The sequence below is a fragment of the Ruegeria sp. genome (assembly GCF_965221235.1).
Lineage (GTDB): Bacteria > Pseudomonadota > Alphaproteobacteria > Rhodobacterales > Rhodobacteraceae > Ruegeria.
Window position 1 is genome coordinate 854,073 of sequence record NZ_CBDCRS010000004.1, and the last position, 25,143, is coordinate 879,215.

23 protein-coding genes and 1 pseudogene are annotated in these 25,143 nt (G+C 57.5%); 10 read left to right on the top strand and 14 right to left on the bottom strand.

Features of this window, described 5'->3' with window-relative positions:
- Positions 1-23 precede the first annotated feature (23 nt).
- Both ACOQOY_RS07275 and ACOQOY_RS07280 read left to right on the top strand, forming a co-directional pair.
- Positions 24-1,127 (top strand): IS4 family transposase, encoded by a 1,104-nt coding sequence (locus ACOQOY_RS07275; RefSeq protein ID WP_420583443.1) that lies wholly within the window; start codon positions 24-26, stop codon positions 1,125-1,127.
- A 15-nt stretch (positions 1,128-1,142) separates the two neighbouring features.
- A complete protein-coding gene (locus ACOQOY_RS07280; RefSeq protein ID WP_420584797.1) occupies positions 1,143-2,054 on the top strand; it encodes an MATE family efflux transporter in 912 nt (303 codons plus the stop codon).
- 554 nt (positions 2,055-2,608) lie between these two features.
- Here ACOQOY_RS07280 and ACOQOY_RS07285 read toward each other — a convergent pair.
- Positions 2,609-3,529, bottom strand: a complete 921-nt coding sequence (locus tag ACOQOY_RS07285; protein ID WP_420584798.1) for a LysR family transcriptional regulator — start codon at positions 3,527-3,529, stop codon at positions 2,609-2,611.
- Between the two features lie 110 nt (positions 3,530-3,639).
- Between ACOQOY_RS07285 and ACOQOY_RS07290 the strand changes: the two genes are divergently transcribed.
- The 6 genes and pseudogenes from ACOQOY_RS07290 to ACOQOY_RS07315 all read left to right on the top strand — a co-directional run bounded on the left by ACOQOY_RS07290 (position 3,640) and on the right by ACOQOY_RS07315 (position 10,373).
- On the top strand, positions 3,640-4,563 hold the full coding sequence (locus ACOQOY_RS07290; protein ID WP_420584799.1) for an SDR family NAD(P)-dependent oxidoreductase: 924 nt from the start codon (positions 3,640-3,642) through the stop codon (positions 4,561-4,563).
- A 17-nt stretch (positions 4,564-4,580) separates the two neighbouring features.
- Positions 4,581-4,955, top strand: a complete 375-nt coding sequence (locus tag ACOQOY_RS07295) for a DUF4345 family protein (protein ID WP_420584800.1) — start codon at positions 4,581-4,583, stop codon at positions 4,953-4,955.
- 242 nt (positions 4,956-5,197) lie between these two features.
- Positions 5,198-5,488, top strand: a complete 291-nt coding sequence (locus tag ACOQOY_RS07300; protein ID WP_420584801.1) for a hypothetical protein — start codon at positions 5,198-5,200, stop codon at positions 5,486-5,488.
- Positions 5,489-5,601: 113 nt separating this feature from the next.
- Positions 5,602-6,314 (top strand): annotated as a pseudogene (locus tag ACOQOY_RS07305) (IS5 family transposase).
- Positions 6,315-6,933: 619 nt separating this feature from the next.
- Complete coding sequence (locus tag ACOQOY_RS07310; protein WP_420584802.1) at positions 6,934-8,925, top strand: DEAD/DEAH box helicase; 1,992 nt, start codon at positions 6,934-6,936, stop codon at positions 8,923-8,925.
- Positions 8,926-9,575: 650 nt separating this feature from the next.
- On the top strand, positions 9,576-10,373 hold the full coding sequence (locus tag ACOQOY_RS07315; protein ID WP_420584803.1) for a hypothetical protein: 798 nt from the start codon (positions 9,576-9,578) through the stop codon (positions 10,371-10,373).
- Positions 10,374-10,585: 212 nt separating this feature from the next.
- On the opposite strand, the gene ACOQOY_RS07320 is transcribed toward ACOQOY_RS07315, so the two are convergent.
- The 12 genes from ACOQOY_RS07320 to hutI all read right to left on the bottom strand — a co-directional run bounded on the left by ACOQOY_RS07320 (position 10,586) and on the right by hutI (position 22,356).
- Positions 10,586-11,644 carry a 2Fe-2S iron-sulfur cluster-binding protein gene (locus tag ACOQOY_RS07320; RefSeq protein WP_420584804.1) on the bottom strand — a complete coding sequence of 353 codons (1,059 nt, stop codon included), beginning with the start codon at positions 11,642-11,644 and terminating at the stop codon, positions 10,586-10,588.
- Positions 11,645-11,656: 12 nt separating this feature from the next.
- Positions 11,657-12,130, bottom strand: coding sequence for a hypothetical protein (locus ACOQOY_RS07325; RefSeq protein WP_420584805.1), 474 nt, complete (start codon positions 12,128-12,130; stop codon positions 11,657-11,659).
- A complete protein-coding gene (locus ACOQOY_RS07330) occupies positions 12,127-13,308 on the bottom strand; it encodes an aromatic ring-hydroxylating oxygenase subunit alpha (protein WP_420584806.1) in 1,182 nt (393 codons plus the stop codon). The genes ACOQOY_RS07325 and ACOQOY_RS07330 overlap by 4 nt, the downstream gene beginning before the upstream one ends.
- A 60-nt stretch (positions 13,309-13,368) precedes the next feature.
- Entirely contained in the window at positions 13,369-14,172 is an 804-nt protein-coding gene (gene istB, locus ACOQOY_RS07335) for an IS21-like element helper ATPase IstB (RefSeq protein WP_420583779.1), read from the bottom strand.
- On the bottom strand, positions 14,169-15,677 hold the full coding sequence (istA, locus tag ACOQOY_RS07340) for an IS21 family transposase (RefSeq protein WP_420583780.1): 1,509 nt from the start codon (positions 15,675-15,677) through the stop codon (positions 14,169-14,171). Before istA ends, istB begins: the two co-directional genes overlap by 4 nt.
- Before the next feature lie 231 nt (positions 15,678-15,908).
- Positions 15,909-16,172 carry a hypothetical protein gene (locus ACOQOY_RS07345; protein ID WP_420584807.1) on the bottom strand — a complete coding sequence of 88 codons (264 nt, stop codon included), beginning with the start codon at positions 16,170-16,172 and terminating at the stop codon, positions 15,909-15,911.
- Positions 16,169-16,759, bottom strand: a complete 591-nt coding sequence (locus ACOQOY_RS07350; protein WP_420584808.1) for a TetR/AcrR family transcriptional regulator — start codon at positions 16,757-16,759, stop codon at positions 16,169-16,171. Before ACOQOY_RS07350 ends, ACOQOY_RS07345 begins: the two co-directional genes overlap by 4 nt.
- A 67-nt stretch (positions 16,760-16,826) precedes the next feature.
- Positions 16,827-17,003, bottom strand: coding sequence for a hypothetical protein (locus tag ACOQOY_RS07355; protein ID WP_420584809.1), 177 nt, complete (start codon positions 17,001-17,003; stop codon positions 16,827-16,829).
- 139 nt (positions 17,004-17,142) lie between these two features.
- Positions 17,143-18,825 (bottom strand): urocanate hydratase, encoded by a 1,683-nt coding sequence (gene hutU, locus ACOQOY_RS07360; RefSeq protein ID WP_420584810.1) that lies wholly within the window; start codon positions 18,823-18,825, stop codon positions 17,143-17,145.
- A complete protein-coding gene (hutG, locus tag ACOQOY_RS07365) occupies positions 18,822-19,616 on the bottom strand; it encodes an N-formylglutamate deformylase (protein WP_420584811.1) in 795 nt (264 codons plus the stop codon). The genes hutU and hutG overlap by 4 nt, the downstream gene beginning before the upstream one ends.
- Positions 19,613-21,151 carry a histidine ammonia-lyase gene (gene hutH, locus ACOQOY_RS07370; protein ID WP_420584812.1) on the bottom strand — a complete coding sequence of 513 codons (1,539 nt, stop codon included), beginning with the start codon at positions 21,149-21,151 and terminating at the stop codon, positions 19,613-19,615. The genes hutG and hutH overlap by 4 nt, the downstream gene beginning before the upstream one ends.
- Positions 21,148-22,356, bottom strand: coding sequence for an imidazolonepropionase (gene hutI / locus ACOQOY_RS07375; RefSeq protein ID WP_420584813.1), 1,209 nt, complete (start codon positions 22,354-22,356; stop codon positions 21,148-21,150). The genes hutH and hutI overlap by 4 nt, the downstream gene beginning before the upstream one ends.
- An 86-nt stretch (positions 22,357-22,442) precedes the next feature.
- Here hutI and ACOQOY_RS07380 point away from each other — a divergent pair, with 86 nt between their 5' ends.
- Positions 22,443-23,804, top strand: a complete 1,362-nt coding sequence (locus ACOQOY_RS07380) for a formimidoylglutamate deiminase (RefSeq protein WP_420584814.1) — start codon at positions 22,443-22,445, stop codon at positions 23,802-23,804.
- Here ACOQOY_RS07380 and ACOQOY_RS07385 read toward each other — a convergent pair.
- The gene (locus tag ACOQOY_RS07385) at positions 23,801-24,337 is read right to left on the bottom strand and encodes a HutD family protein (RefSeq protein WP_420584815.1); all 537 of its coding nucleotides are present in this window, start codon (positions 24,335-24,337) and stop codon (positions 23,801-23,803) included. The two genes, ACOQOY_RS07380 and ACOQOY_RS07385, sit on opposite strands and share 4 nt — an antisense overlap.
- Positions 24,338-24,415: 78 nt before the next feature.
- Between ACOQOY_RS07385 and ACOQOY_RS07390 the strand changes: the two genes are divergently transcribed.
- The gene (locus ACOQOY_RS07390; RefSeq protein WP_420584816.1) at positions 24,416-25,117 is read left to right on the top strand and encodes a GntR family transcriptional regulator; all 702 of its coding nucleotides are present in this window, start codon (positions 24,416-24,418) and stop codon (positions 25,115-25,117) included.
- The last annotated feature ends 26 nt before the right edge of the window (positions 25,118-25,143 follow it).

Below are 25,143 nucleotides of genomic sequence, written 5' to 3' on the forward strand. Positions count from 1 at the left end.
TCTTCACTACAAGGATCTTCAGGATGTTCGGATTTCTCCTCACCCCTCTGATGACAACGCTAAGCCCACATTTTGATCTGAGCAAGACGCGATTGGAGACCCTGGCCATAATGCTGATTGGTCTGGCAAACGGTCGAACTGTGAACCTTGGTCATCTGGCGAGTCAGTTCCCCGGCAGCGCTCTTCATGCATCGAGTTATCGCCGCCTTCAGCGCTTCTTCCAGCATGTTCGATTGGATGGAGATGTGGTTGCGCGGTTGATTATCTGCCTGCTTGATCTGAAGGGTCCAAAGCTCCTTGCGCTGGACCGGACCAACTGGAAGTTGGGCAAGACCGATATCAACTTTCTGGTTCTGGCGATCGTGACACGCCGCTTCAAGGTGCCTCTGATGTGGTCGCTTCTGGGTAACAGCGGTAATAGCTCAACGCGGCAACGCAAGAAGTTGATCCGACGATATCTTCGAGTGTTCGGGGCATCTTCCATTGAGGCTCTGCTGGCAGACCGGGAGTTCATTGGGGATAAGTGGTTGGATTTTCTCGCTGAAAACAACGTTCCATTCGTCGTCCGCTTACGCGAAAACATGCACATCCACACCGAAGACGGACGCCGGTTCCAGTTGCGTTCGCTGCTGCGCAAACGCCGCAAGGGCCAATGGAAAGGCTGGCTGGGCGGCATGGCGCACACGCCCAAGAACCTATTTCGCTTTCAGGGGAAACGGATCAAAGGTGGCGAGTTGATTTGGGTCGCAACAAACATCGACGCCCCAAAAAACCCACTCAAACTCTATCGCAAAAGGTGGGGCATTGAATGCCTCTTCGCAGATGCCAAAACTCGTGGCTTCAATATCGAAGACACTCACATCACCGACCCGCACAAGCTTGCGACACTCCTTACGATCGTTGCGCTGGCCATGACCTGGGCATACCGATGCGCAAGTCAGGCGATGGGCCGACAGGGGATCCCGAAAAAAGCCCACAAGCGGCGGGCAACGTCATGGTTCAGGGTCGGGTTCGACGCGCTCCGACGTTGGATCTTATATAACCCGGAAAAGGCTCTTCAGGCCTGGCGACGAACCTGCCCAAAGCGGTCGCTTTCAAGCCCCAAAATGGAGCGCGTTTGGCCATGAGTCGTGTACCATGCGATGGCCGTCTGGATTGTCCCGTTTACTTTGTTCTTCGGTCTAAAAGCGCTTTTTGATGCGGTGGGTCGACCTTGGACAGCCGTGTTTCTTTCCTATCTCGGCGTGCTTTTTAATGTGCCTGCAAACTATACCTTCATCCACTTGCTGGATCTGGGGGTTCTGGGCGCAGGTCTGGCCAGTATTCTGTCTCAATGCGTGTCTTTTGCAGCTGGTGTGGTCGTTCTGATGCGCACACCCGGACTAGCGGCATTTCGTCAAAAAGTAACGGTCGTTTGGGCAGACGTATGGGCACAGGCGAAGGACGCACTTCCACTATGCCTTGGCTATGCTGGTGAGGGTGGAACTTACGCTGTTGTCGGCCTGATGATGGGTTGGATTAGTGCCGAAGCACTCGCAGCACACCAGATTGTCAATGCGCTGGCAGGTCTGGCTTACATGATACCCCTTGGCATGGCTGGGGCCGTTTCCATTCGTGTGGGTCTTGCTGTCGGTGCGGGTGAGCACGCGCGTCTTCGACCAATCCTGAAAGCGTCATTTGTCATGGTGACACTTTGGCAAGCTGCTGCCGCCATCGTGTTCGTGACCGCAGGCCGGACGATGGCAGAAACCATGTCGGACGATCCTTCAGTGATCGACCTCGCCGTAGCACTGTTTTTCATCGTTGCGCTCTTGCAGGTCGCCGATGGTATTCAGGGCACTGCTCTTGGCGCCTTGCGAGGAATGTCTGACATGACTCTGCCGACGCTCATCACCCTGACCGCGTATTGGCCACTTGCCTTGCCGGCAAGCTACATTCTTGGCTTCATTTTTAATCTTGGTGCCACAGGGTTATGGATCGGGTACACAATCGGCCTGGTCGTCGCGGCTATTGCGCTTCCCGTACGATTTTGGTCGCTGACTAAAGCGCCATAGTCATATCACCCAATTCGTGATGCATTTTATGATGGCCCGAAGGCGACTTTCGAATACTCTTTCAATACTGTATTGCAAGGTTTGCAACACAGGCGTTGGGCAACCGCAACCAAAGCACTAGGCGTCTCACTTATTGGCGATCCGTCTAGATTAGGGCCGAAATCCGCTGCAACGTATTCGCCAATCCTTCCCCCCTCGGGCAACCCTATTAGACAAAAAAACCGTGTTCTCGACTGCGCCTACGGGCCGCACCACTATTGTCGAATAGCTTTGCCTCACCCCCATCCGCGTTCGCCACGTGGCAGATCAGAACGAAAAGGCGCACTCGGCGTCTGATCTGAAAATCAGCCCTGATTTCCTCAAATGTGGAACGTCACTGGTATTTGACTCAATCGACAGCAAAAACCTCAACAAATCGGTCGGTCACTCCATTTAATTCTGAACCAAACGTCAAGCATTTATGACCCATTACGAGTGATGGCTAATCAACGACGCTGCTGCTAGTGCCTCAAAAGAGTACAGTTTACCATCCATCTTTCCGAAAAGACTGACCGCTATTCCCGCTTTAAGGTTCCCGAAACCCAGAATTCGTTTCGCCTGGATCTGACCCGATCCGCAAGAAAATCGACAAACAATCGAACCCTTGCTGTATTCCGAAGATCCCGATGCAGCAGCAGCCAGATGCTCCGGTAAGGGATAGGCTTTTGGAACGGGGCACGGATCAGGCCGGAGTGCCGGTCTCCGAGGTTGCAAGCCAGATAGGCCATGCCGAGACCGGACGCCGCCAATGTGATCAACGGTACAAGCTCTGAAACACGGTGCCTGAGCTGGGCTTTCGGGTAATAGCTTTCTTTAACCCACTTGGCCGTGGTTGCCTCTTCGGGCTCGTGCCACCCGATCAAGTGCAGTCCTTCACCGCCATTGTCGCTGATCCGTTCGGCGTAGTCGCGTGTGCAATAGGCTGCCTGTGACATTTGGACGAGTTTCCGCCCAACCACATCGTCTGTCACTTCGTCAGCAATGCGCAACGAGACGTCGGCTTCCCGATGCATCAAATCGCGGACATCATTTGTGAAGTTCATGTTCAGGATGATATCCGGGTAGAGCTCTGCAAAGGCCGCAAAATCATCCATCAACGATGTCATCGCCAAACCATGGGGAAGAGTGATGTAGACCGTGCCCGAGGGCTGCGCATCTCGGCCAACAATGACGCGTGATGCAGCGGACATTTCCTGCTCGACCCGTTCAGCGTGAGGCATCAGATCTTCGCCCAGCTGTGTCAGGGCGAGGCCGGACTTTGAGCGATCAAACAACCGGCTGCCAACGCGTTCTTCCATGACCGAAACTCTGCGCGTTAGCGTAGTGTGGTTCACCTTAATACTGTCCGCCGCCCCCCTAAGAGTTCCGATTCTTGCAACGGCTAGAAAGTACTTCAGGTCGTCCCAATTTAGGGTGTGGCTTTCCTTGATCGACATGAACAACCTGTTTCATTTTTGAACCATCATGTCCAGTAATACCTATATTCAGATCATTTATTGACCGGACTACCTTGGACCTATCAATCGCAACCCAAGGACCTCACCCGATGAACCAGATACAATCTGTATTGATCACTGGCGCAAATGCCGGACTGGGCCGCGAGGCGGCTCGGCAGCTTGCGCTTCAGAAAGGCATATCCAAGATCTATCTGGGCTGCCGAAACCCATCCAAAGCAAAAGTCGCAAAAACAGCGCTGGAACGTGAGACTGGACGCAAAATCTTTGAAATTGTCCTGATGGACATGACCGATCAGGCCTCGGTTCGTGCCGCAGCAGCCGAACTTTCCACTCCGATTGAAGCGGTAATCCTGAATGCAGGCGGCACGGGTGGGCGGCATCCAAACAGCCTCACCAGCGAGGGCGTGACTAATATATTCGCAACAAATGTTCTGGGTCACGTGGTGTTGGTAGACGCGTTGCTGCAGCGCCAGTTGGTGACATCCACAATTCTCTATGCCGGATCTGAGGCAGCACGCGGCATTCCCAAAATGGGCATGCAGCGCCCGGACTTGTCCGATGGAACAGTGGACGAGTTCAAATCAATCGCTGATGGCAGCAAATTCGGCCCCGACAGCGATCCAATGCAGACCTACGGCTATGCCAAACTTACTGCGACCCTGTGGATGGGAGCGATGGCGCGTCAGCACCCTCATATTCGCTTTGTCACTATGAGCCCGGGTGGTACCGCAGGAACAGCTGGCTTTGACGACCTGCCACTTATGAAACGTATTGTATTTAAACACGTAGGTGGCGTTCTGATGCCACTGTTCGGCATGATGCACAGTGTGGAAGCCGGAGCAAAACGGTACCTGGACGGTTTGCTGTACCCGGAGTTCAAGACCGGCCATTTCTACGCCAGCCAAACCGGATATCCCACAGGACCGGTCGTGGATCAGGTCGACATCGACGGATCGCTGTCAGACGTCACTACACAGGACAACGCAAGCCAAGCGTTGCGCCAATTCGCCTGATCCAAAGGAGAAATGAAATGGAAACCACACTGAACATCTTGGTCATTCTCGCAACTTTCATGCTGTCTGGTCTCGGCATCATGTCGATGTTCGCCCCCCGGCGCATCGTCGCCAACTTTGCCGTCGAACCGGTGGGGACTGCTGGACTCAGCACAATCCGTTCGGTGATCGGCGGGTTGTTTCTGGCCTCAGTTGCCTTGCTGGTGATCGGTCTGACCACAGGGCAGACATTGGGCTTCTTGGCTGTTGCGATCCTGATGGCCGTTGTTGCTGTCGGGCGTATAGTCGGAATTCTGGCGGACGGGTTCGACAAAGCAGTATTGCCGCCTCTTGTCGTCGAGCTTGTCATCATCGCTGTGTTGATCACGGCATACACGCAGCTTTCCGCATAGTCGGGTTGGCTTGAGAAGGACGGTGGCTAGCATGATGTCGCCGCCGTCCATAGTTTTGACAAAAGCCAATAACCATCGTTCGTGCAAATCGCAGCGAAAGATATGTAAGAGTCCAAACTCACAACACATCATGTGAAAAATGACCCTTTACGTTTTTCTTTTTGCTTCGTTATCAGTGAGTTACAATTACACAGATGCGCTTATTTAGCGCCGCACGACAGCTCTAGCGTGTCGATTTCAAAATGCCCCAAAACCGTTTCGATAAACTCATGGACTTTGTGTGCGTCCGCTATGGCTCTTGTAGAGGCGTCAAAGACGGAAAACCAATGCATGTGACACATTTCATTCCTGAAAATGGGAACGTGTCTGCAAGTGAATTTTCTGAATGGGTGATGCTAGCTGAAAATATTGGCCCGGATTCGAACTTGGCTTTCCGTGAGCAGCACAAGAAGGACATAGAAGCTGAATTTTTCAGGACAATGGGAGACATTACTGTTTCTGGCACCGACCTAAGATGGGACGCCGACAACTAGGGTCTGTTGACATTTGGGATTCACAATTTGTCTGAACTCTGATTCAAGTTTCCAAAATGGAGGTTTGAATGGACGAAAACCGTTTTGTGATTTCGGATGATCTTTGGGAGAAGATGGCGCTGCTCCTGCCCGGCAAGGCCGGTGACCCGGGGGCGACGGGTCAGGATAATCGACGGTTCATGGAAGCGGTACTTTGGCGCGTACGAACAGGCGCGCCATGGCGTGACCTACCCAAGGATTTCGGTAACTGGAATTCGGTTTTCAAACGCTTTCGTCGATGGGCCAAAGCCGGTGTGTTTGAGAGTCTTTTCAATGCTATAAGCAGAGAGCCCGACCTCGAATACGCTCTGATCGACGGAACAATTGTGCAAGTCCATCAGAAGGCGTCGGGCGCAAAAGGGGGACTCAGCATCAAGCCATCGGACGCTCTCGCGGCGGGCTGACGACCAAGATTGTGGCCCTGGTCGATGCGCTCGGCAACTTGTTCCGTTTTCTGCTTCTACCGGGGCAAGCACACGACATGAAAGGAGTTGCTCCCCTGATCCAGGATGTCTCCTTCGGAGCTTTGCTGGCCGACAAAGCCTTCGATTCTGATTGGCTTCTGAAAGACCTTGATGAGCGCGGCGCTACTGCTGTTATCCCGCCAAAATCGAACCGAAAAATGCTGAGAGACTACGATACCCACATGTACAAGTGGCGTCATCTGATTGAAAATTACTTCGCAAAGATCAAGGAATTCAGAGGTATAGCAACGCGATACGACAAGACCGACATCAGTTACGCTGCTAACTGGCACCTCTGCGCTATGCTCGTCGCCGCACGCTGATTGTCAACAGACCCTAATCTAATTAGAAAAATGTAAGTTAAGAAAACGCAGTTTTGTCCGCACTTCGCGAGTTCAGGCAGCCTTTTGTTTTGCGCGCGCAGCGAACCGCAGGTTCGACTGGCCGCGCCGCAGTATGGAGGCTATGGAGTGAACGTCCGGAAAGAGCCAGTCGTATCAGCGGCCAATGTCGGCATTCGCCAATCGCTTCGAATTGTTCATGGTGCAGCATCTTGGAGGTTTGGGCACTTTCCAGACCTAGGCGAAAGTGCAGCATGTGCTCAGGATTCCAGCTAAAATCGAGCACCTTTGGCCCAAAGTTGCCGTTGGAGCCTAGTCGAAATCGCCGCGATCCGGCATGCGTTACACGGAACCCTCGCCGCAACACGAACCTTGCCAACTGAATTCACACTGTAAGAAACGCAGCGGCCATTGGTCGAGCAGGTGCGAAATCTGGTTCCGGTGATTGATACATTCTCTTTCGAGTGCACGTTACGGGCTATACATCTGAACCAAATACCACTATCGCCAAGTCTTTCCCGGCATTTGGTGACCTATGCAAGATTTCTCTGCCCTTCCGAACACTCTATCCGCGGCGCTGTCCCGTAAAGGCTATAGCGACTTGACGCCTGTACAAAAGGCGGCGTCAGACAATGCGCTGGCGGGAAAAGATCTGCTTGTCTCTGCCCAAACCGGTTCCGGCAAAACTGTGGGATTCGGACTGGCAATGGCGGGCGAGCTTCTTGACCAGCACGGTCGATTTGACCGACCTGCGGCGCCATTGGCCGTGGTTATCGCACCGACGCGCGAACTGGCCTTGCAAGTCCGGCGAGAGTTCGACTGGCTGTTCGCTGAAGCCGGGATCGTCACTGCATCGGCAGTAGGTGGAATGGATGCGCGCACAGAACGCAGGGCGCTGGAGCGTGGTGCGCATGTTGTAGTCGCCACACCCGGTCGGCTGCGCGATCATATCACACGCGGGGTCATCGACCTGAACGATTTGCGGACCGTCGTTCTGGACGAAGCGGACGAAATGCTGGACATGGGGTTCGCCGAAGACCTTGAATACATCCTTGATCAAACGCCTGAGAACCGGCGCACCCTGATGTTCTCGGCCACTGTTCCGCGCGGCATTGCCAAGCTCGCCCAGACTTACCAGAAAGATGACGCGCAGAGGATCAAGGTCGGAAACGCAGAAGCGCAGCATGCGGACATTACATATAGCGCCTTGAACGTGGCGCCATCGGATATCGAAAAAGCGATCATCAATTTGCTGTGCTATCACGACGCACAGACCGCGATTGTGTTCGCCAACACCCGATCCATGGTTGCGCGTCTGACCGCCAAACTCTCCAATCGGGGGTTTGCTGTCGTCTCACTGTCAGGGGAGCTCAGCCAGACTGAGCGCACCAATGCACTGCAAGCCCTGCGTGACAGGCGCGCGCAGGTCTGCGTCGCAACGGACGTGGCTGCCCGTGGCATTGATCTTCCGGGGTTGGAGTTGGTGATCCATGCTGACCTGCCCTCAAATGCGGAAACCTTGCTGCATCGCTCTGGACGAACAGGCCGTGCCGGGCGCAAGGGAACGTCGATTCTGATTGTGCCGGGTCGACACCGCTCAAAAGCGCAGCGATTGCTCAAAACGGCCAAATTGGAGGCCGAGTGGGGCGCCCCGCCCTCTGCGGATGAGGTGTTCGCACGGGAAGAAGAGCGCATCATTTCCAATCCCGCCCTTGATGAGCCGCCAAGTGCCGAGGAAACGGCTTTTGCGGAACGGCTGCTCAGGGGCAGAACTCCCGAGCAGGTCGCGGCAGCCTATTTGCGCCTTTACCGAGAGCGTCACTCGGCACCGGAGATCCTGGGAACGGTGCCAGAGTCTGGAAAACGCAACACTGACAGGCGCGCGGCGTTTGGACCAAGCACCTGGTTCTCACTTTCCTTGGGACGCAAACAGCGAGCAGAGCCGCGTTGGTTGTTGCCAATGCTGTGCCGCAACGCGGGTTTATCCAAAGACGCGATCGGCGCAATCCGCGTTCAATACCAAGAGACCTTTGTCGAGATTGCCAATGATGCAGTGCCTGCAATGAAAAAGGAGTTGGGGGCCGATCTCACCATAGAACAAGGTGCGATGCTGACCGAGCTGGCGGGCACACCAGATTTCGATGCCTCGCCAAAAGGGCCACCGGCGGCACCACATTCATCAGACGACGCAGCCAAAACCCGAGGGCCTCGTTCAGGCAAGCCTTCAAAAACTTCGCGTGTCTCTAAACGTTCCGATAAAGATGTGCAGATTACCTCCGAGCGCCCAATGGGAAAAAGAAAACCCACTGCAAACATATCGAATAAGAAAACAAGCGAAGACAAACCAAAGCAGCCCAAAGCTCTGCAAGCGCAGCCGACACGCGAGCGTGGAACGGCAAAACCTCAGCCCACCAAAAAGGACAAGAAACGGCAAAACCGCGACCAGAACGCTTCCGCCTCACCCAAGCCTTCGAAAGCACGCAAAGCGCCTTCCAAAGCCAACAACAATGCCTCAAACGCACCGCGCTCAAAAAGCAGAAACGGCAAGGGCGGAGAAGCAAGACCTTTCCGCAAGCCTTCGAAGAAAAATTGAGCGTGCGCAGCCGCGAGGCGACCTCGGTGATTGAAGCCGAAAACATTCATGAGCCCACATTGGGTGCCGTCTTTAACGAAATTGGCCTGATCACACTCTCGGGGGGGGAATCCCGATCGTTTATGAAGGCGCTGTCATAGGCGGCATCGGCATTGCGGGATCGCCGGGTGAGGACGCAACCGGCAAGGAGTTTGACGATATCTGTGCCGAAGCCGGTATTGCGGCTATCAGCGATCATCTGAAACCGTAGCGCAGTTTACATCGGACAGAGGGGCATCCTTGGGTGCTCCTCTGTCCAACAACCACCACTAAGTCAGCTTTTGATATGTCCGGTTAAATACGGCACGTAGCTGAACTCAAGCCGAGTTTCGAGGCAACACCGTTCCAAACAACATGTAGTTCCAGTTGGACGATCTGATGCACCACAGCTGATGGCAGCCATGATCGACCTTGCGCGAAACTGTGGTCAATATGGCTATTGCCCCCTGATACATCTCGACCAATGCGGGCCTTTCCAATCCGCGCCTTATCTTTGTCCCAAAGCCAGAATAGTGTGTCGCGCGAGCGTGTTAACCCCCCAAGCCTGGGTATTCGGAGACTATTCAATGCGAGTTACGAGCAATGGGGCTATCATAATTGGGGCATTAACCATGATGGCAATCATGGTCACAGCAATTGCGTATCAAAAGTTCTCTTTGTGGGTTTTACCGTTCTGCTTGTTGTTTCTGACAATTTTTGCGGGGATTCTGTGGACATGTTTCCTGAACCACCGCGAAGATAGATTTCGCCGCGCGTCCGAACGTGATTATCCGGATGAACCCTGGATGGGAGACATACGGTGGCGATCAGATCGCATGATGTCTCGAAGCAAGCCGGAATTCTGGGGAAATCTCGCCTTCGCTATAGTCTTGGGGGTATTTGCGCTGTTCGGCGTTGTCACCCTGAATTCAGGACTATCGGACGGGAACTATTGGGTATTGCTCAATATCATTCCCATTGCTGGCGCGGGCTACTTTGCGCATGGCACTTATCTTGCTTGGAGCACATGGCGTTTTGAGCGTGGCATCACGCTAACCTCCAAGACTCGGCCAGCATGGGTTGGCGCAGAATTCTTGGCAGTGATGAAGGCGGTAGACGTTCGGCGGGCCGACCAAGTCGAAGCGTGGTTGGAACAGGTGAAAGTCGTGCGTCGAGAAGAAAGTGATGGTGTCACTTTTGAGAAAGTTGTGGAACATAAACTGGCGGGCCAGACGGAAGTGGTAAGGGGCGGACAGATCGAAATCTCTGTCGACATCCCCGACAATTGCCCTGCCACGTCTTGGAGCGAAGACGAGCAAGAACGGTGGTGGGATTTAGTTATTGAAATTGACCTCTCGGGCAAAAAGTTCACTTTGAGATACGAAATACCCGTTGCCGACCCAGTTTTGCACCACCTTTCCAAAGCCTAAGGTCGTTGCGATTGTCCAATACGGGCCGCTCTAAGCGCTTCTCAGAAAATGCCCCCTCCCAAAATGTGTTGGTTCTCAAGGAAATTTCTGCCGGGGTGCGCCTTCAGGTTGCGGGCTAAACGCCTTGGCGAGTTCGAGGTCGCAGTTTCTGCAATCCCTCAGGTCTGATGCAGTCCCTTTTGGGCCCCAAAAGTCAGGATGAATGCACGAAATTACTCCTCAAAACTGACAGCAAGGCTCTTTTCTGTGGCGACACTTTGACAGCACAATATGAGACCCTTGGAAACATCATCGTCCTCAAGTGCAGCGCGGCTTCGCATGTGAACAGCCCCGTCGGTCAGGCGGGCCATGCAGGCGCCACAGACGCCGGACTGGCAGCTGAACGGCGGGTTCAGACCGGCTGCGACAGCGGCGTCCAGAAGGGTTTGATCAGCAGCCACCGGGACCTCATGCCAAGCACCGTTGAGCTGTATTCGGGCCGTCGCCGCGATCCCGGAAACGCTCAGGTCGCCTTCAGCATCTCCGCCAAAACTCTCTGTGTGAATGCGGTCATCGGGAACGTCGAGGTTCCGCAAAGCTGTGCGGATATCCTTGTTCATGCTGCCGGGGCCGCAGATCCAGTACTGGGCATCTTGCGCCACCGGGGGTGTCTCTGAAATGGCGGCCTCAATTGCGTCGGCATCCAGCCGCCCCGTGCGCCAAGGGCTGAACCAACTCAGCAATGCGGGATGGGATAGGACATGGCGCAGGGTGAACCGCTGTGGGTGTTGCGCTTGTAGCCGCTCCAACTCCTCCCGGAAAATGATGCTGTCGGCATTTGAATTGCCGAAAACCAGATGCGCCACGGAATGAGGCTCACCGTCCAAAACGGCGTTGATCATCGCGAATAACGGCGTAATACCGCTGCCTGCGCCAAAGAAATAGTGGGTGCGGCGTTTCAGGGCTCCGGGACTTAAGGTGAATTGCCCGAAGGGAGGCATGATGTCGACCCTATCACCGACCGACAGGGCGTCGCCGATATGGTTCGAGACGATCCCCCCCTTCACACGTTTGACCGTGATACGCAGCGCAGAGCCGGGCGGGTTCGATATGGTGTAGCTGCGCCTGTGCTCTTTTCCCTCGATCAGAAACCTAAGCGTCAGATGTTGTCCGGGTTCCCACTGAAACTGATCCGTCAGAGCTGGCGGGACATCAAAAGTAACACTGGTTGCCGCGCCTCCAATTTCCTTGCGAATTTCGGCAATGGTCAGAGCGTGAAAGTCACTTGGCATAAGAAAGCCCCGTCACCTGTAGTCATAGGTCGTGGTCAAAGACCGGATTACTTCCCCACCAAAATAGGGTGTAATAACGAACTCGTCCGTCTGGCGCATTTTCCCTTTGTACCCCTGCCAGTCATAGTCGACATGGGTCACCGCGGTCACATGAGATATCCCATCGTCGAGCCGCAGCGAAATCTCAGGGACCGATCGTGCGGTTTCTATATACCCGTCCAGGGCCTTTGCTACCTCCGGGTCCTCGCCTTCGCCTTCATCTGCGAGCCGATACGAAAAGACGTCATCCGGTTGCCCCATCCCATATTTGAGTATGACACGATGCGTGGCCTCGGGATGCCAGTCGCTCCACGTCGCCAGCAGCCTTTGTTCGTCCTGAGCCTCAAGGACACGCGCAGCGATATCTTCGGGTGCGTCGGCCTGTGCGGTCAGGACCAAAGCCGATGCCAACGCAACACCGATCAGGGTGGCTTGAACAGGTTTCATGATGTCTCTCCGCGGCTTTGGCTTTCCTGCATGAACTCAAGGACCGTTTTTTGGTGCTGGGTAACCGGGCTTTCGCCGATCCCCGCGGGGCCGACCTCAAAATAGGGGCTTTTCAGAGATTTCTGCTGCTGTTCGCAGGCGTAGATGTCCTCGGCCGTGAAATCGCCTGAGGCCATTGGGTCGTCTGTGCCAGCCGCATCATCCCCTTGGTATTTCGCGCCGCCGAAGTCCTTCCAGAAGCCCCAGCTTTTCCACTGCTGTTTCTGAAACGCCCAGTCCGATGCGTTGGCCAGCTTGGTGCGGTTTTCGACCCGTGTCAGATCGGGGGCCAGCGGAGTGATGATGAACAGGTTCCAGCTTTCCTCACTGGCCCCAATCCCAATGCCGGGAAACAACATCGGCACCCAAGCGCCGACGTGCGGTTCGGGGATCGTGCGCGGCATCGGCAGGTTCGCTTCGTGGTCCTTTGCGTACGCGGCTGATGGGGGTTCCCAGAAATGATAGTGCGGCCCCTTCCAGCCGTATTCGGCCTTGGCGTGGTCATACATATGCAGCGTGTTCGAATGCAGGTGGCTCAGATGATAGACGTCGATGTAGTTCTCGACGACGATCTTCCAGTTGGCCTTGATCTCATAGCTGTTCCGACCTTCTTTGTATTCGACCAAATCTTCGGGCTTGTGCGGACCAAGCAACGGATCAACCTCTCCGAACCATTCTGCAAGGGTTGGGGCATCCGGATCGGGATGCACAAACAGCATACCGCGCCAGACATCCACGCTGGCCGGTTTGAGACCCAGACAGGATTTGTCGACACCGTCCGGGAACTCAGACGCTTCGTCCGGAACCGAGATCAGATTGCCTTCCAGATCGTAGGTCCAGTCGTGGTACGGACAGGTTAGCGCTTTCTGCGTCTTGCCAACGGCGCGGATCAGTTGGGTGCCTCGGTGGCGGCAGATATTGTGAAATGCGCGCAGCCGGTGATCGCGCCCCATGACGATGAACAGATTGTTCAGGCCTGCCTGAACCGACAGGTAATGTCCCGGCCCTTCGATATCTTCGACCAGTCCAGCGAACCTCCACGTGCGGGAAAAGATCATCTGTTGTTCCCAATCGAACCAATCTTGTGCGGTATAAGCCTCGACCTGTACGCCGTCAACCATTTTGTCCGGTAGCGACAACCTCGTTGTCCGGTTTTAGCCGCAGTTCATGACGTGTTTATGGTCTGGTTTGCTTCTCCTTCAGGTTTTGGCTTTTCCGGTGGATTTTTGTTTTGGCCGACGTTGATTTTCAGCTGAGCGTCGCCTGTAGCTTTCGAAGTTCATCTCGAGGATCGTGGCGTGATGAACCAACCTGTCGATGGCTGCGACGGTAACAGCTTGGTCGGGGAAGATTTTGCCCCATGCACTGAATGGCTGGTTGGCAGCGATCGCAAGGCTTCGGTTTTCATAGCGCCGTGCGATAAGTTCGAAGAGAACAGAGCTTTCGGCGTGGTCTTTCTGGGCATATGTGATGTCGTCCAGAATGACGAGATCGAATTTGTCGAGTTTGGCCAGTGCAGTTTCCAACACGAGATCTCGCCGGGCAGCCTGAAGTTTCTGTACCAGATCGGTTGTTCGCGTGTAGAGGACGCGATTCCCGGCTTCGATCAGAGCATGTCCTATGGCGCAAAGAATATGCGTCTTGCCCGCGCCGGAGTTTCCGATGGCGATCAGATTGGCGCCGGTTTCAACCCAGTCGCCTGCTGCGAGCGCCTCGATCCGGGCTTGTGACAGCTCAGGTACGGCTTTGAACTCGAATGTGGCCAGGGTTTTTCCGCCGGGCAGGCCCGATTGGCCCAGGTGGCGTCGAATGCGGCGTTCCTCGCGCTCAGCCAATTCGATCTCGGCTAGAGTGGCCAGCAACCTGGCTGCAGGCCAGTTCTCGGTATCGGCCTGTTGCGCGAAGCGCTCCCAGTGGTGCTGGAAGCTGGGCAGACGCAAAGCGGTGAACAGGGCGGGCAAGGCGTGCACATCGACAGTTTGTGGTTTGGACACCTGTGTCATGTGCGCACCTCCAGCAAGCGATCGAAGCTGGACAGATCCGTCAGTCTGACCTTTCGGTCTTCCGGCAATTCCGTGCGTGACCCAAGGAGTTGTTTCCGCAGGGTTTTGGCATCTGGCAATGCGCCATTTGCAAAGTCCCCGGCGATCAGCGCGGCCAGGTCTGCCTCGCAGTTCTCGCTATGGGCCAGCCAGAGCAGATCGACCATGCGTTTGCAAGCCTCTTTGCGGGGCAAAACCTCGGAGAGGCGGTTCCAGGCCTCAGCGTATTCGGACCTGGGGAAGAGATTGTCGCGATAGACGGAATTTGCCAAAGCCTGAGGCTTGCGACGCAGGGCATGGATGACATGCCGGTAATTGATGCTATGGATACGTTTACCGTCCTTGCGCCCGCGCATGCGGGGATGGGAGACCACATGCGTGGCCCCGAGATAGGCTTCGATCCGGTCGTCATAGACGTGAACGCGCAAGCGCTGGCCGATGAACTGCGAGGGCACGGAATAGAACACGCTGTGGACCAGGAAACCTCCGGTCCTGACAACACGCACGACAAGTTCGGTGAAGTCGGTGGTGCGCTGCGTGGGCAGCGGCTTGAGGTGTTGCAACTCGACTTTTATCTTGTCCTCACGGCGGCGGTTGCGGCGGGCGACAACTTCGTCGACAAACCGGCGCCAGGCATCGATGTCGGGAAAGTCCCGCGATCCCCGCAGGATCAGAGCCTGATCCAAAGCCACCTTGAGATGATTGTTGTGTGCTTCGATCGCGCCATTCTCATGGGCTTCGCCGGGATTATTGCGGCTCGCGACCATCCCATAGTGCCGACAGAACGCCTCATAACGTTCGGTGACATCCCTGGTCGCATCCTTGTCGAGATTGCGATACGCGGCCGACAGGCTGTCGGTTCTGCTCTCCTGCGGCACGCCCCCAAGTGTCCAGAGCGCATTCTGAAGGTTTTCAGCCAGTGCCGTGAAACTCTCCCCGCCCAGAACCGGCGCGGCATGCTCCCAGCCGCTGTAGGCGAGAACAAAGTGGAAAAGCCGATGAAGCAGCAAATGACCGGCGATTGTCACGCCGAGTTCAGTCGCATCGGTGAAGTCCGACAGTCCCATACGCCCTGGCTCCGGGGACTGGCGAAAGATCACGTCGCGCTCGGGGCCATGCAGGGCGCGCCACTCCCGAACCCGTCGTTCCAGCGTCCGCCGGACCCGATCATCGGGGAAGCCGTCAGGATCCAGCATCTGCAAATGACGGAGCAACGTCACAGCTTGCACGGAAGAATCCCGTTCGAGGAGCGGGATCAGGATAGGCTGCCACACAGCCTCCAAAGGATCAGGGACGGTGCGACCACGGACTGGTTTGCGCTGCGAAGGCAGTACCGGGTTTGCTTCAATCCTGCGCCCGGTGCGTTCGCTGAAACCGGCACGGGCTGCGGCAACACGTTGGTTATGAAAGGGTCGGTCGGACATGTACAATCTCATTTGCTGGTCGGTGACGGGTTTCCCCGGCATTCGGAACCTCCGTATTCACGTTCAGAGGTCTCCAACCTACCGGGCCACAGCGGCCAGCACCTACCCCGTACCCCTCCCAAAAGGGCCGATCCGGTGGCTCAAACCTCCAATCGGGCTCCGCCCTCATTCCGGTTCAAGCCACCGGCCAACTTGGCTGTCGGTGCCGGTCAACTTGGTTGTCGCTCATCACTCGACCGGCAAATGGTGATACATTCTGGTCATCTTAACACCTTATGTAAGTAGATGGGCATATTGGGGAAACAGGCTGGCGGCGATCATCATCAGTCCCGACAGAGCCCACAGGCAGACTATGGCCCAATAGAGAAACGCGTCGTCGTCTCGGTTGACCTCGAAGATCAGAAAGGCCTGCCCGTTCAGGATGGTCGGGACGATCCACCAGACGAACAGCAACCCCCAGACCCAGTAGAGACCTAGCGCCGTGGCCACCAGAAGGATGGGCAGGGCAATGTAGTTTGATGATCTTGCAGCGCTCATTGTTTGGCCTCCAAAACCGAAGCCAAAAGCGTGGCAGCTTGTTTCAGCTCAGCGCGCCATTCTTCAGGCGGATTCAATGGTGTCAGAGCGTCCATGCTCACAAAAATCGCTGATATCCCCTGAGTGACCGCGCGAATACTTATATCCAGCGCGTCAGGTGCGGCACGGCGCAAGATAGCCTCGACCACATCGAAGAAATCCGTGAGACTGTCCATCAAACCTTGTCGGAGGTCAGGCCGGTCCGGAACCGTCGTCACCAAAGCTTGATAGGCCAGCATCAAACGGGGATCTGTCCCGACATCCTCGGCGAAAAGGGCATCCACCAGATCCTTAGCTGTTGATCCGTCATGCAACGCCCGACGCAGCCCGTCCAGAGATTCAGCGAAGCCCGAAACGACATAATCCGCCAGTGCGGTTATCATTTCGTCTTTATTGCCAAGGTAGTGACGCAGAAGGGGGCGCTTGACGCCAGCTTCTTCTGCAATCCGCTCCTGTGTCGCACCTTCAAGCCCGAACCGCGCCACGCAGGTGAGGTAGGCGTCCAGTATCTCTTGTGACCTTTGGTCCTTTAGCGATGGTCTTGGCATATATGTGCCCCTTAAACTGTCACCGCTGACAAATAACCATCAATATTAATTTGTCAACAATGACAATTTATAAATCTACGAGGTCAGAGCGATAATCCGACGTGATCGGCAATGACCTATTAGGTGTTTTGATGTTAGCGCGGCCAGCCTCCAACCAAAGCAACGCGTCCATTGCCGGAAGAAACGCCTCGGACACGATCCACGCGCCAACCCAGATGCCGCCGGATTGTTCATGTTCGTGCAAGATCGGTACCCCGAGTTATGCAGCGTACTGCTTAACTCGGGGGCAAGCAGAATGGATCATCCATGATCCGTGCTCGTTGTCAGAACCTTGAGACGCAAGGTGTCGATAAGCGATACGCCGAGGCTTCGGCCCGCTCAGGTCATCCCAATATGCCCGGCAGGCGCAAACCATGTTCCCGGGCACAGTCTTTGGCGAGGTCATAGCCCGCATCGGCATGCCGCCAGACACCCGAGGCGGGGTCGTTCCAGAGAACGCGTTCGAGGCGTTTGGCGGCCTCATCGGTGCCGTCGGCGCAGATGACGACGCCTGCGTGTTGACTGAATCCCATGCCGACGCCTCCGCCATGATGTAGAGATACCCAGGTCGCGCCCGAGGCGGTGTTGACCAGCGCATTCAGCAATGGCCAGTCCGAAACGGCATCTGAGCCGTCTTTCATCGCCTCGGTCTCGCGGTTGGGCGAGGCGACCGAGCCACTGTCGAGGTGATCGCGGCCAATCACAACCGGTGCTTTCAACTCCCCATTGCGGACCATCTCGTTAAAGGCCAGCCCGGCCTTGTGACGATCCCCCAACCCGATCCAGCAGATGCGCGCGGGCAGGCCCTGAAACGCAATGCGCTCCTGCGCCATGTCGAGCCAGTTGTGCAGATGGGTGTTCTCGGGAAAGAGCTCCTTCATCTTGGCATCGGTCTTGTAGATATCCTCGGGGTCGCCCGACAGCGCACACCAGCGGAACGGGCCTACGCCACGGCAGAACAGCGGGCGGATATAGGCAGGGACAAAGCCCGGGAACGCGAAGGCGTTTTCAAGCCCTTCATCCTGCGCCACCTGCCGAATGTTGTTGCCGTAATCCAGCGTTGGCACGCCTGCGTTCCAGAAGTCGACCATCGCGGCCACATGCTGTTTCATCGAGGCGCGAGCGGCTTTTTCAACCGCCTTGGGATCGCTTTCGCGTTTGGCGGCGGCTTCAGCCAATGTCCAACCCAAGGGCAGATAGCCATTTAGCGGATCATGGGCCGAGGTCTGGTCGGTGACGATATCAGGGCGCATCCCGCCCGCCTGCATCCTTCGATAGATCTCGGGGAAGATTTCGGCGGCATTGCCCAAAAGGCCTACGGATTTCGCCTCACCAGCCTTGGTCCAGCGGTCGATCATCTCAAGCGCGTCGTCCAGCGTCTCGGCCTTTTCATCCAGGTATTTGGTGCGCAGGCGGAAGTCGATGCTGTCCGGGTTGCATTCGACCGCCAGACAGCAGGCCCCGGCGAAGACAGCCGCCAAAGGCTGCGCGCCGCCCATACCACCCAGACCACCCGTCAAAATCCATTTGCCGGTCAGATCGCCGTCGTAGTGCTGGCGCCCGGCCTCGGCAAAGGTCTCGTAGGTGCCCTGCACGATGCCCTGCGTGCCAATATAGATCCACGAGCCCGCGGTCATCTGGCCGTACATCATGAGGCCCTTCTTATCGAGCTCGTTGAAGTGATCCCAGTTCGCCCAATGCGGCACGAGGTTCGAATTTGCAATCAACACCCGAGGCGCATCCGAGTGGGTCCGCACGATGGCCACAGGCTTGCCGGATTGGACAACCAGCGTTTCATCCTCTTCCAAGTCCTTGAGGCTGGCGACGATGGTGTCAAAATCCTTCCACGTCCGCGCCGCGCGCCCGATGCCGCCGTAAACGACCAGCTCATGCGGGTTCTCGGCCACATCCGGGTGCAGGTTGTTCATCAGCATCCGCAACGGCGCTTCGGTCATCCAGCTTTTGGCATTCAGCTCGGGACCGGTGGGCGGATAGACGTCACGGGTGTTCTTGCGAGGATCGGTCATGCGGCAATCTCCAATGCGGTGTCCTGGATCGCATCCAGTATGTCTTTGAGCCAACGGCGCAGGCGGTCGGCTTTTTTGGTGTCATAAGTCCAGGGCGCGGCCTCGGCGCTCAGGTATGTGGACTGGGCCAGTTCCATCTGGATGGCGTGCAGCCCCTCAGCCGGGCGGCCATAGTGCCGGGTCGTCCAGCCGCCCTTGAAGCGCCCGTTGAGGACGGTGCTATAGGGCGATGAGGCCGCAAATTCATGCGCAATGGCTTCGATTTCAGGGACGCAGGTCTCACCGTTATTCGTACCCAGATTCATGTCCGGCAGAATGCCGTCGAACAGAAAGGGGATGTGGCTGCGGATCGAGTGGCAATCGTAGAGGACAGCAAACCCATGGATCGCCTTCACCCGCGCCAGTTCGGCTGCAAGCGCTGCATGATAGGGCGCGTGGAACACCGCCCGGCGGTCTGCAATCTCAGCCTCGGATGGCGGCTGATCCCAAATATCCTGCCCGTTAAAATCCGTCAGCGGCACCAGCGTCGTGGTGTTCTGACCGGGATAGAGAGAAACACCCGAGGGGTCGCGGTTGGCGTCGATCACATAGCGATGGAAGGTGGCCCGCACCGTTGTGGCATCAGGCAGCAACCCGTCATAGAGCGTATGGATGTGCCAGTCGGTATCATCCAGCCCCCTGCCCCGGTCGTTCAGTTTTGCGTCGATCTCGGGCGGGACATAAGTGCCGGTATGGGGCAGACCCAGCACGATTGGGCTGTTGCCCTGCGTGATCTCAACCGGGTGGGTCATGCGCCAAGCTCCGGCATATTGACCCCTGTGTTATGGGCGATCTCACCGCTGGTGATCAGGGCCGAGGCCGCCTCGATATCCGGCGCGGTGTAACGGTCATCGCCCAACGGCAGCACCACCGCACGCAGCCGCGCCATCACGCCCTGCAGGGTCTCGCTGGTCGGAAGCGGGGCACGGAACTCGATCCCTTGTGTGGCACATAGCAGTTCGACCCCCAAAATGCGCTCCAAATTGGTCACCATCTGACCCAAACGCCGCGCGCCATGGGCGGCCATGCTGACGTGATCCTCCTGATTGGCCGAGGTCGGTGTCGAATCCGTCACGCAGGGGTTGGCCAAATGCTTGTTCTCACTCATCAGTGCCGCCGTGGTGACCTCGGCAATCATGAGCCCCGAGTTCAGCCCCGGATTGGGCGTCAGGAAGGGCGGCAGATCGAAGCTGAGCACCGGGTCAACGATCAGCGCGATGCGGCGTTGAGCAATCGCTCCGATCTCAGCCACGGCAAGGGCAATCATATCGGCGGCAAATCCTACCGGTTCGGCGTGGAAATTGCCGCCCGAGACGATCAGCCCTGCCTCGGACAGAACCAAAGGGTTGTCGGTGGCGGCATTGGCCTCGATCTCAAGCGTCGTGGCGGCCTGACGCAGCACATCCATCGCCGCGCCAACGACCTGCGGTTGGCAGCGGATGCAATACGGGTCCTGCACGCGCGTATCGCCCTCGCGATGGCTTTCGCGGATCACCGACCCAGCCAGCAGCGCCCGCATCGTGGCCCCGGCCTCGATCTGGCCGCGATGGCCGCGCAAGGTGTGGATTTCGGGCTGCAACGGCGCGGTCGAGCCCATGATGGCGTCCGTGGTCAGCGCCGAGGTGACCAGCGCGCTCTGCGCCGCCTGCCACGCGCCGAACAGGCCCGCCAGCGCAAAGGCGGTCGAGAACTGGGTGCCGTTGATCAGCGCCAGACCTTCCTTGGGGCCAAGTTCAACCGGGGTCAGACCAGCGGCAGCCAGCGCCTCGCCCCCCGGCATGACAGCTCCGCCGAACTCGGCCTCGCCCGCGCCCATCATAACAGCCGCCATATGCGACAGAGGGGCCAGATCGCCCGACGCCCCGACCGAACCCTGCGCAGGGATGACCGGGGTCACGCCCTTGTCCAGCATCTTTTCCAGCAGGTCGACCAACTCCAGCCGCACGCCGGACGCGCCGCGACCGAGGCTGAGCAGTTTCAGCGCCATCATCAGCCGCGCCACCGCGCGCGGGATCGCAGGCCCTACCCCGCAGCAATGGGACAGGATCAGGTTGCGTTGCAGGGTCGCCGTATCCTCGGACGCAATCTTAACGCTGGCCAATTTGCCAAAGCCGGTATTGACCCCGTACACCGCCGCCTCGCCCGCCGCCGCATCAGCAATACGGGCATGCGCTGCCTCAATACGCGGACGGCACGCCGCATCCAGCTGCACCGCGCATTCGTCACGGTAAACCTGCTCCAGTTGCGCCAGTGAAACAGCGCCGGGGGTGAGCGTCAGGGTGGTCAAATTTCGCCTCCGAAAATGCGTGTGTGAAGCGGGTTAAAACCGACGCGATAGGCAAGCTCTGCCGGATGGGATATGTCCCAAACGGCCAGATCAGCACGTAGGTTGGGGGCGATGCGGCCGCAATCGCTCAGACCCAATGCACGGGCAGCATGGGTGGTGACCCCTTGCAGCGCCTCTTCCGGCGTCATCCGGAACAGGGTGCAGCCCATATTCATGGTCAACAGCAGCGACGTCACCGGCGCCGAACCCGGGTTGCAATCGGTCGCCAGCGCCATGGGCACGTTGTGCTTGCGCAGCAGGTCGATAGGCGGGGCTTGCGTCTCGCGCAGAGTGTAGAAGGCTCCGGGCAGGATCACCCCGACCGTGCCCGCCGCGGCCATGGCCTCGACGCCCTCTTCATCCAGATATTCGATGTGATCGGCGGACAATGCGCCATAAGAAGCAGCCAGTTTCGTGCCACCGAGGTTGGAAAGCTGCTCAGAGTGTACCTTGATCGGCAGGCCAAGTTCTTTCGCCACATCAAACAGTGGCACCAGTTGGTCGGGCAGAAAGGCAATCCCCTCGCAAAACGCATCCACCGCGTCTACCAGACCCTCCTCATACGCCGCACGCAGGGTCGGAATGCAAACCTCGGCGATATAGGCGTCGGGGCGGCCTTGATACTCTACCGGAACCGCATGCGCGCCCAGAAAGCTGGTGACAACCCGCACAGGCCGATGATCGGGCAAGGCACGCGCGGCGCGCAGCATGTTCAACTCGGTGTCGCGATCCAGCCCATAGCCCGACTTGACCTCGATGGTGCAGATCCCTTCGGCCAGCAACGCATCAAGCCTGGGCAGAGCCTGCGCGATCAGGTCATCGACACTGGCCTCACGCGTGGCCTTCACGGTCGAGATGATGCCGCCGCCCGCTCGCGCGACCTCTTCATAGCTGGCCCCGTTCAGGCGCATCTCGAACTCAACCGCCCGATGGCCGCCATGCACCACATGTGTATGACAGTCGATCAGCGCCGGTGTCACCAAGCGACCTCCGAGCGCGGTGTGGGGCAGCGCTGCGTAGTCGGTAGGCAATTCGGCCTTTGGCCCGACCCACGCGATCCGGCCATCCTGAACGGCAATCGCCGCATCCTCGATCATTCCGTAGGCACCTTCACCAGTCATCGTGGCGGCGCGCAGATCGGTGAACAGATGATCGCGGGCTTGCATTCGATTCCCCCTTCTCCTGCAATTCTCTCTTTTCTGGTACAGGTCTTTATGTCATATGTCTATCCATAAAACTGGAGGACAGCGTGATGGCCATATTCGCAAACCGTGCCCTGACGGCGGCAGGATGGGTCGAGAATCTGCGTCTGGAAACCTCGGGTGAGCAGATCACGCGACTGACGCCGGGCGCTGAGGCGCAGCCGGGCGATACGCGTGTCGATACCTTGCTGCCCGCGCTGGCCAACCTGCACAGTCATGCCTTCCAGCGCGCCATGGCAGGGATGACTGAATACCGGCTTGCTGGTCGCGACAGCTTTTGGACATGGCGCGATCTGATGTATCGCTTCACCGCGCAGCTCACTCCCGAACAGGTGCAGGCTATCGCGGCGCTGGTGTATCTTGAGATGCAGGAGGCCGGGTATGCCGCGGTCGGTGAGTTCCATTACCTGCACCACCAACCGGGCGGGCAGCCCTATGACCGTCTCGCCGAACTCAGCGACCGGATCATGGCCGCCGCCGCAGAAACCGGGATCGGTCTGACCCACCTGCCGGTGCTTTATTCCTATGCGGGTGTCGGGGAAAAACCTCTTGAGCCGGGACAGGCCCGGTTCGGCAATGATGTCGACCGTTTCTGCACGCTGGTCGATCAGGCGCGCGGCGCGCTTACCGCCATGCCTAGTGACTGTCGCGTCGGCATCGCGCCGCATTCCTTGCGCGCCACATCGCCCACCGATCTGGCTCAGGTGGTAGCGGCACAGGGCCAAGGTCCAATCCATATCCACATTGCAGAACAGCCTAAGGAAGTGGCCGAGGTTCAGGCCGGAATCGGTGCCCGCCCGGTCGACTGGCTGCTGGCCAATGCGGCTGTTGATGGCAACTGGTGCCTGATACACGCGACTCACATGACCGAGGGGGAAACCCGCGCCATGGCCGCCAGCGGTGCCGTAGCTGGCCTGTGCCCTGTGACCGAGGCCAATCTGGGCGACGGCCCGTTTAACGGCCCAACTTACCTGTGCGCCGGAGGGGCCTTTGGCGTCGGGTCAGACTCCAACATCCTGATTTCCCTGACCGAAGAGCTGCGGTCGCTGGAATACTCCCAGCGCTTGCGAGACCTTTCGCGCAATGTGTTGGTGTTGGGTGAAGGCTCCGTGGGTCAAACGCTGTATTGCGGCGCGGCCTCTGGTGGCGCGCAGGCTCTCAGCCGTAACGCCGGAGAGATCGCCGAAGGCAAGCTTGCCGATCTTGTGGCTATTGACAGTCAAAACCCGGCACTTTGCGCGTTGCGGGCCGATCAGCTTCTGGACGGGCTGGTTTTTGCCGCCAAGGACCATGTGGTCACGGATCTGTGGTCCGCCGGACGCCATCAAGTGAAAGACGGCCGCCATGTGAACCGAGATCGGATCATCGCGAACTATCAAAGCGCCATAGCTGGGCTTCTGTCAGGTCTCTAGGTCGGCGTTTCGACAAATCGGACGTGCAGAACCGTAGCATCCGAGGCCAGAGTGATCGTGACAACCTCTTCCGGCCTGAACCCCTCACCCGCGACAATCGGGGCACCGCCTGCGGTAGCCTGCCCCGACGCCACAAACACAAACGCGCCCATCGCGACGTCGAATACCTGCGCGCCCGCGCGAACATCCACGTGGACCGCCACGACCCGAGGATCATAGATCACGTTAAAGGCCAGGCACGGCCCCTCCAGCAGCCGCGCGGTCAGGGCAAGCCCTCCGTCGAATGGCAAAGGCTCGAACGGTCGGGCTTTCAAAACGCCTATTTCCCCATGCAGGTCCAGCCCCGCCCCGGCGATAATCGTGTGCCACCGCGCCAGCCCCGGAAAGCACGAGAATGGCCCATCCCTTTCGATCTCGGCCACGCTGATGCGCCACACAACCCGATCACCGATCCGTTTCAGCGCCAACTCACGGGTAACGCCACCCCCGTTGGCCCAAGGGGTGGCTGCGCAGTCATCAAGTCTTATGCGCATACGGGTCGATTTCTTTACATGCTTCCCTTAATCTGGACATAATATGAATATGACCACCAAAAATACAGAGGGCAGAGCGTGACCGGGCAGAAGAATGTCGGCTTTCAGGCAATCCGCGACGAAGTGCTCAACCGCATCCAGACCCGCATCTGGCCGCAAGGCAGCCTCTTGCCCACCGAATTGGAACTGGCCGCCGAGTTCGGCTGCGCCCGCGCCACTGTCAATCGCGCCCTGCGTGAACTGGCCGATCAGGGTATTGTCACCCGCAAACGCAAAGGCGGCACACGCGTCACCACCACGCCGATCAAACAGGCCAAGCTGCCCATCACTGTGGTGCGCCAGACCATCGAAGAGATGAATGCCGAATACCGCTATGCTCTGGTCAGCCGCACTGTGATCGACTGCCCGGCCTGGCTGCAAGCCAAACTGGGCCTGTTTGAGGGCGCGCAGGTTCTGCACCTCACTTGCATGCACCACGCCGACAACCGCCCTTTCCAGTTTGAAGAGCGGTGGATCAATATCGACGCCGTGCCTCATGTGACCGGTGAGGACTTTCTTACGGTCGGCCCCAACGAATGGCTGCTAGCAGAGGTCCCATTCTCAAACGCGGAAATCGCGTTCTCGGCAGTCCCGGCCACTGGTCAATTACAGGAGTTCCTGTCAGTGCCACCCGGAACGCCACTGTTCCAGCTTGAACGCACAACATGGTTCCAAAACCAACCTGTCACATTCGTGCGAATGACGTTTCACCAAGGCTACCAAATGAGAACAACCTACTAAGCACGCTCGCCGCAAGGGCGGTTAAA

What these genes read in the sequence shown, in the direction of transcription:
- ACOQOY_RS07275 (WP_420583443.1), top strand. Translation starts at nt 24, where the DNA reads ATGTTCGGATTTCTCCTCACCCCTCTGATGACAACGCTAAGCCCACAT.
- ACOQOY_RS07280 (WP_420584797.1), top strand. Translation starts at nt 1,143, where the DNA reads ATGGCCGTCTGGATTGTCCCGTTTACTTTGTTCTTCGGTCTAAAAGCG.
- ACOQOY_RS07285 (WP_420584798.1), bottom strand. Translation starts at nt 3,529, where the DNA reads ATGTCGATCAAGGAAAGCCACACCCTAAATTGGGACGACCTGAAGTAC.
- ACOQOY_RS07290 (WP_420584799.1), top strand. Translation starts at nt 3,640, where the DNA reads ATGAACCAGATACAATCTGTATTGATCACTGGCGCAAATGCCGGACTG.
- ACOQOY_RS07295 (WP_420584800.1), top strand. Translation starts at nt 4,581, where the DNA reads ATGGAAACCACACTGAACATCTTGGTCATTCTCGCAACTTTCATGCTG.
- ACOQOY_RS07300 (WP_420584801.1), top strand. Translation starts at nt 5,198, where the DNA reads ATGCCCCAAAACCGTTTCGATAAACTCATGGACTTTGTGTGCGTCCGC.
- ACOQOY_RS07315 (WP_420584803.1), top strand. Translation starts at nt 9,576, where the DNA reads ATGATGGCAATCATGGTCACAGCAATTGCGTATCAAAAGTTCTCTTTG.
- ACOQOY_RS07320 (WP_420584804.1), bottom strand. Translation starts at nt 11,644, where the DNA reads ATGCCAAGTGACTTTCACGCTCTGACCATTGCCGAAATTCGCAAGGAA.
- ACOQOY_RS07325 (WP_420584805.1), bottom strand. Translation starts at nt 12,130, where the DNA reads ATGAAACCTGTTCAAGCCACCCTGATCGGTGTTGCGTTGGCATCGGCT.
- istB (WP_420583779.1), bottom strand. Translation starts at nt 14,172, where the DNA reads ATGACACAGGTGTCCAAACCACAAACTGTCGATGTGCACGCCTTGCCC.
- istA (WP_420583780.1), bottom strand. Translation starts at nt 15,677, where the DNA reads ATGCCGGGGAAACCCGTCACCGACCAGCAAATGAGATTGTACATGTCC.
- ACOQOY_RS07345 (WP_420584807.1), bottom strand. Translation starts at nt 16,172, where the DNA reads ATGAGCGCTGCAAGATCATCAAACTACATTGCCCTGCCCATCCTTCTG.
- ACOQOY_RS07350 (WP_420584808.1), bottom strand. Translation starts at nt 16,759, where the DNA reads ATGCCAAGACCATCGCTAAAGGACCAAAGGTCACAAGAGATACTGGAC.
- hutU (WP_420584810.1), bottom strand. Translation starts at nt 18,825, where the DNA reads ATGACCGATCCTCGCAAGAACACCCGTGACGTCTATCCGCCCACCGGT.
- hutG (WP_420584811.1), bottom strand. Translation starts at nt 19,616, where the DNA reads ATGACCCACCCGGTTGAGATCACGCAGGGCAACAGCCCAATCGTGCTG.
- hutI (WP_420584813.1), bottom strand. Translation starts at nt 22,356, where the DNA reads ATGCAAGCCCGCGATCATCTGTTCACCGATCTGCGCGCCGCCACGATG.
- ACOQOY_RS07380 (WP_420584814.1), top strand. Translation starts at nt 22,443, where the DNA reads ATGGCCATATTCGCAAACCGTGCCCTGACGGCGGCAGGATGGGTCGAG.
- ACOQOY_RS07385 (WP_420584815.1), bottom strand. Translation starts at nt 24,337, where the DNA reads ATGCGCATAAGACTTGATGACTGCGCAGCCACCCCTTGGGCCAACGGG.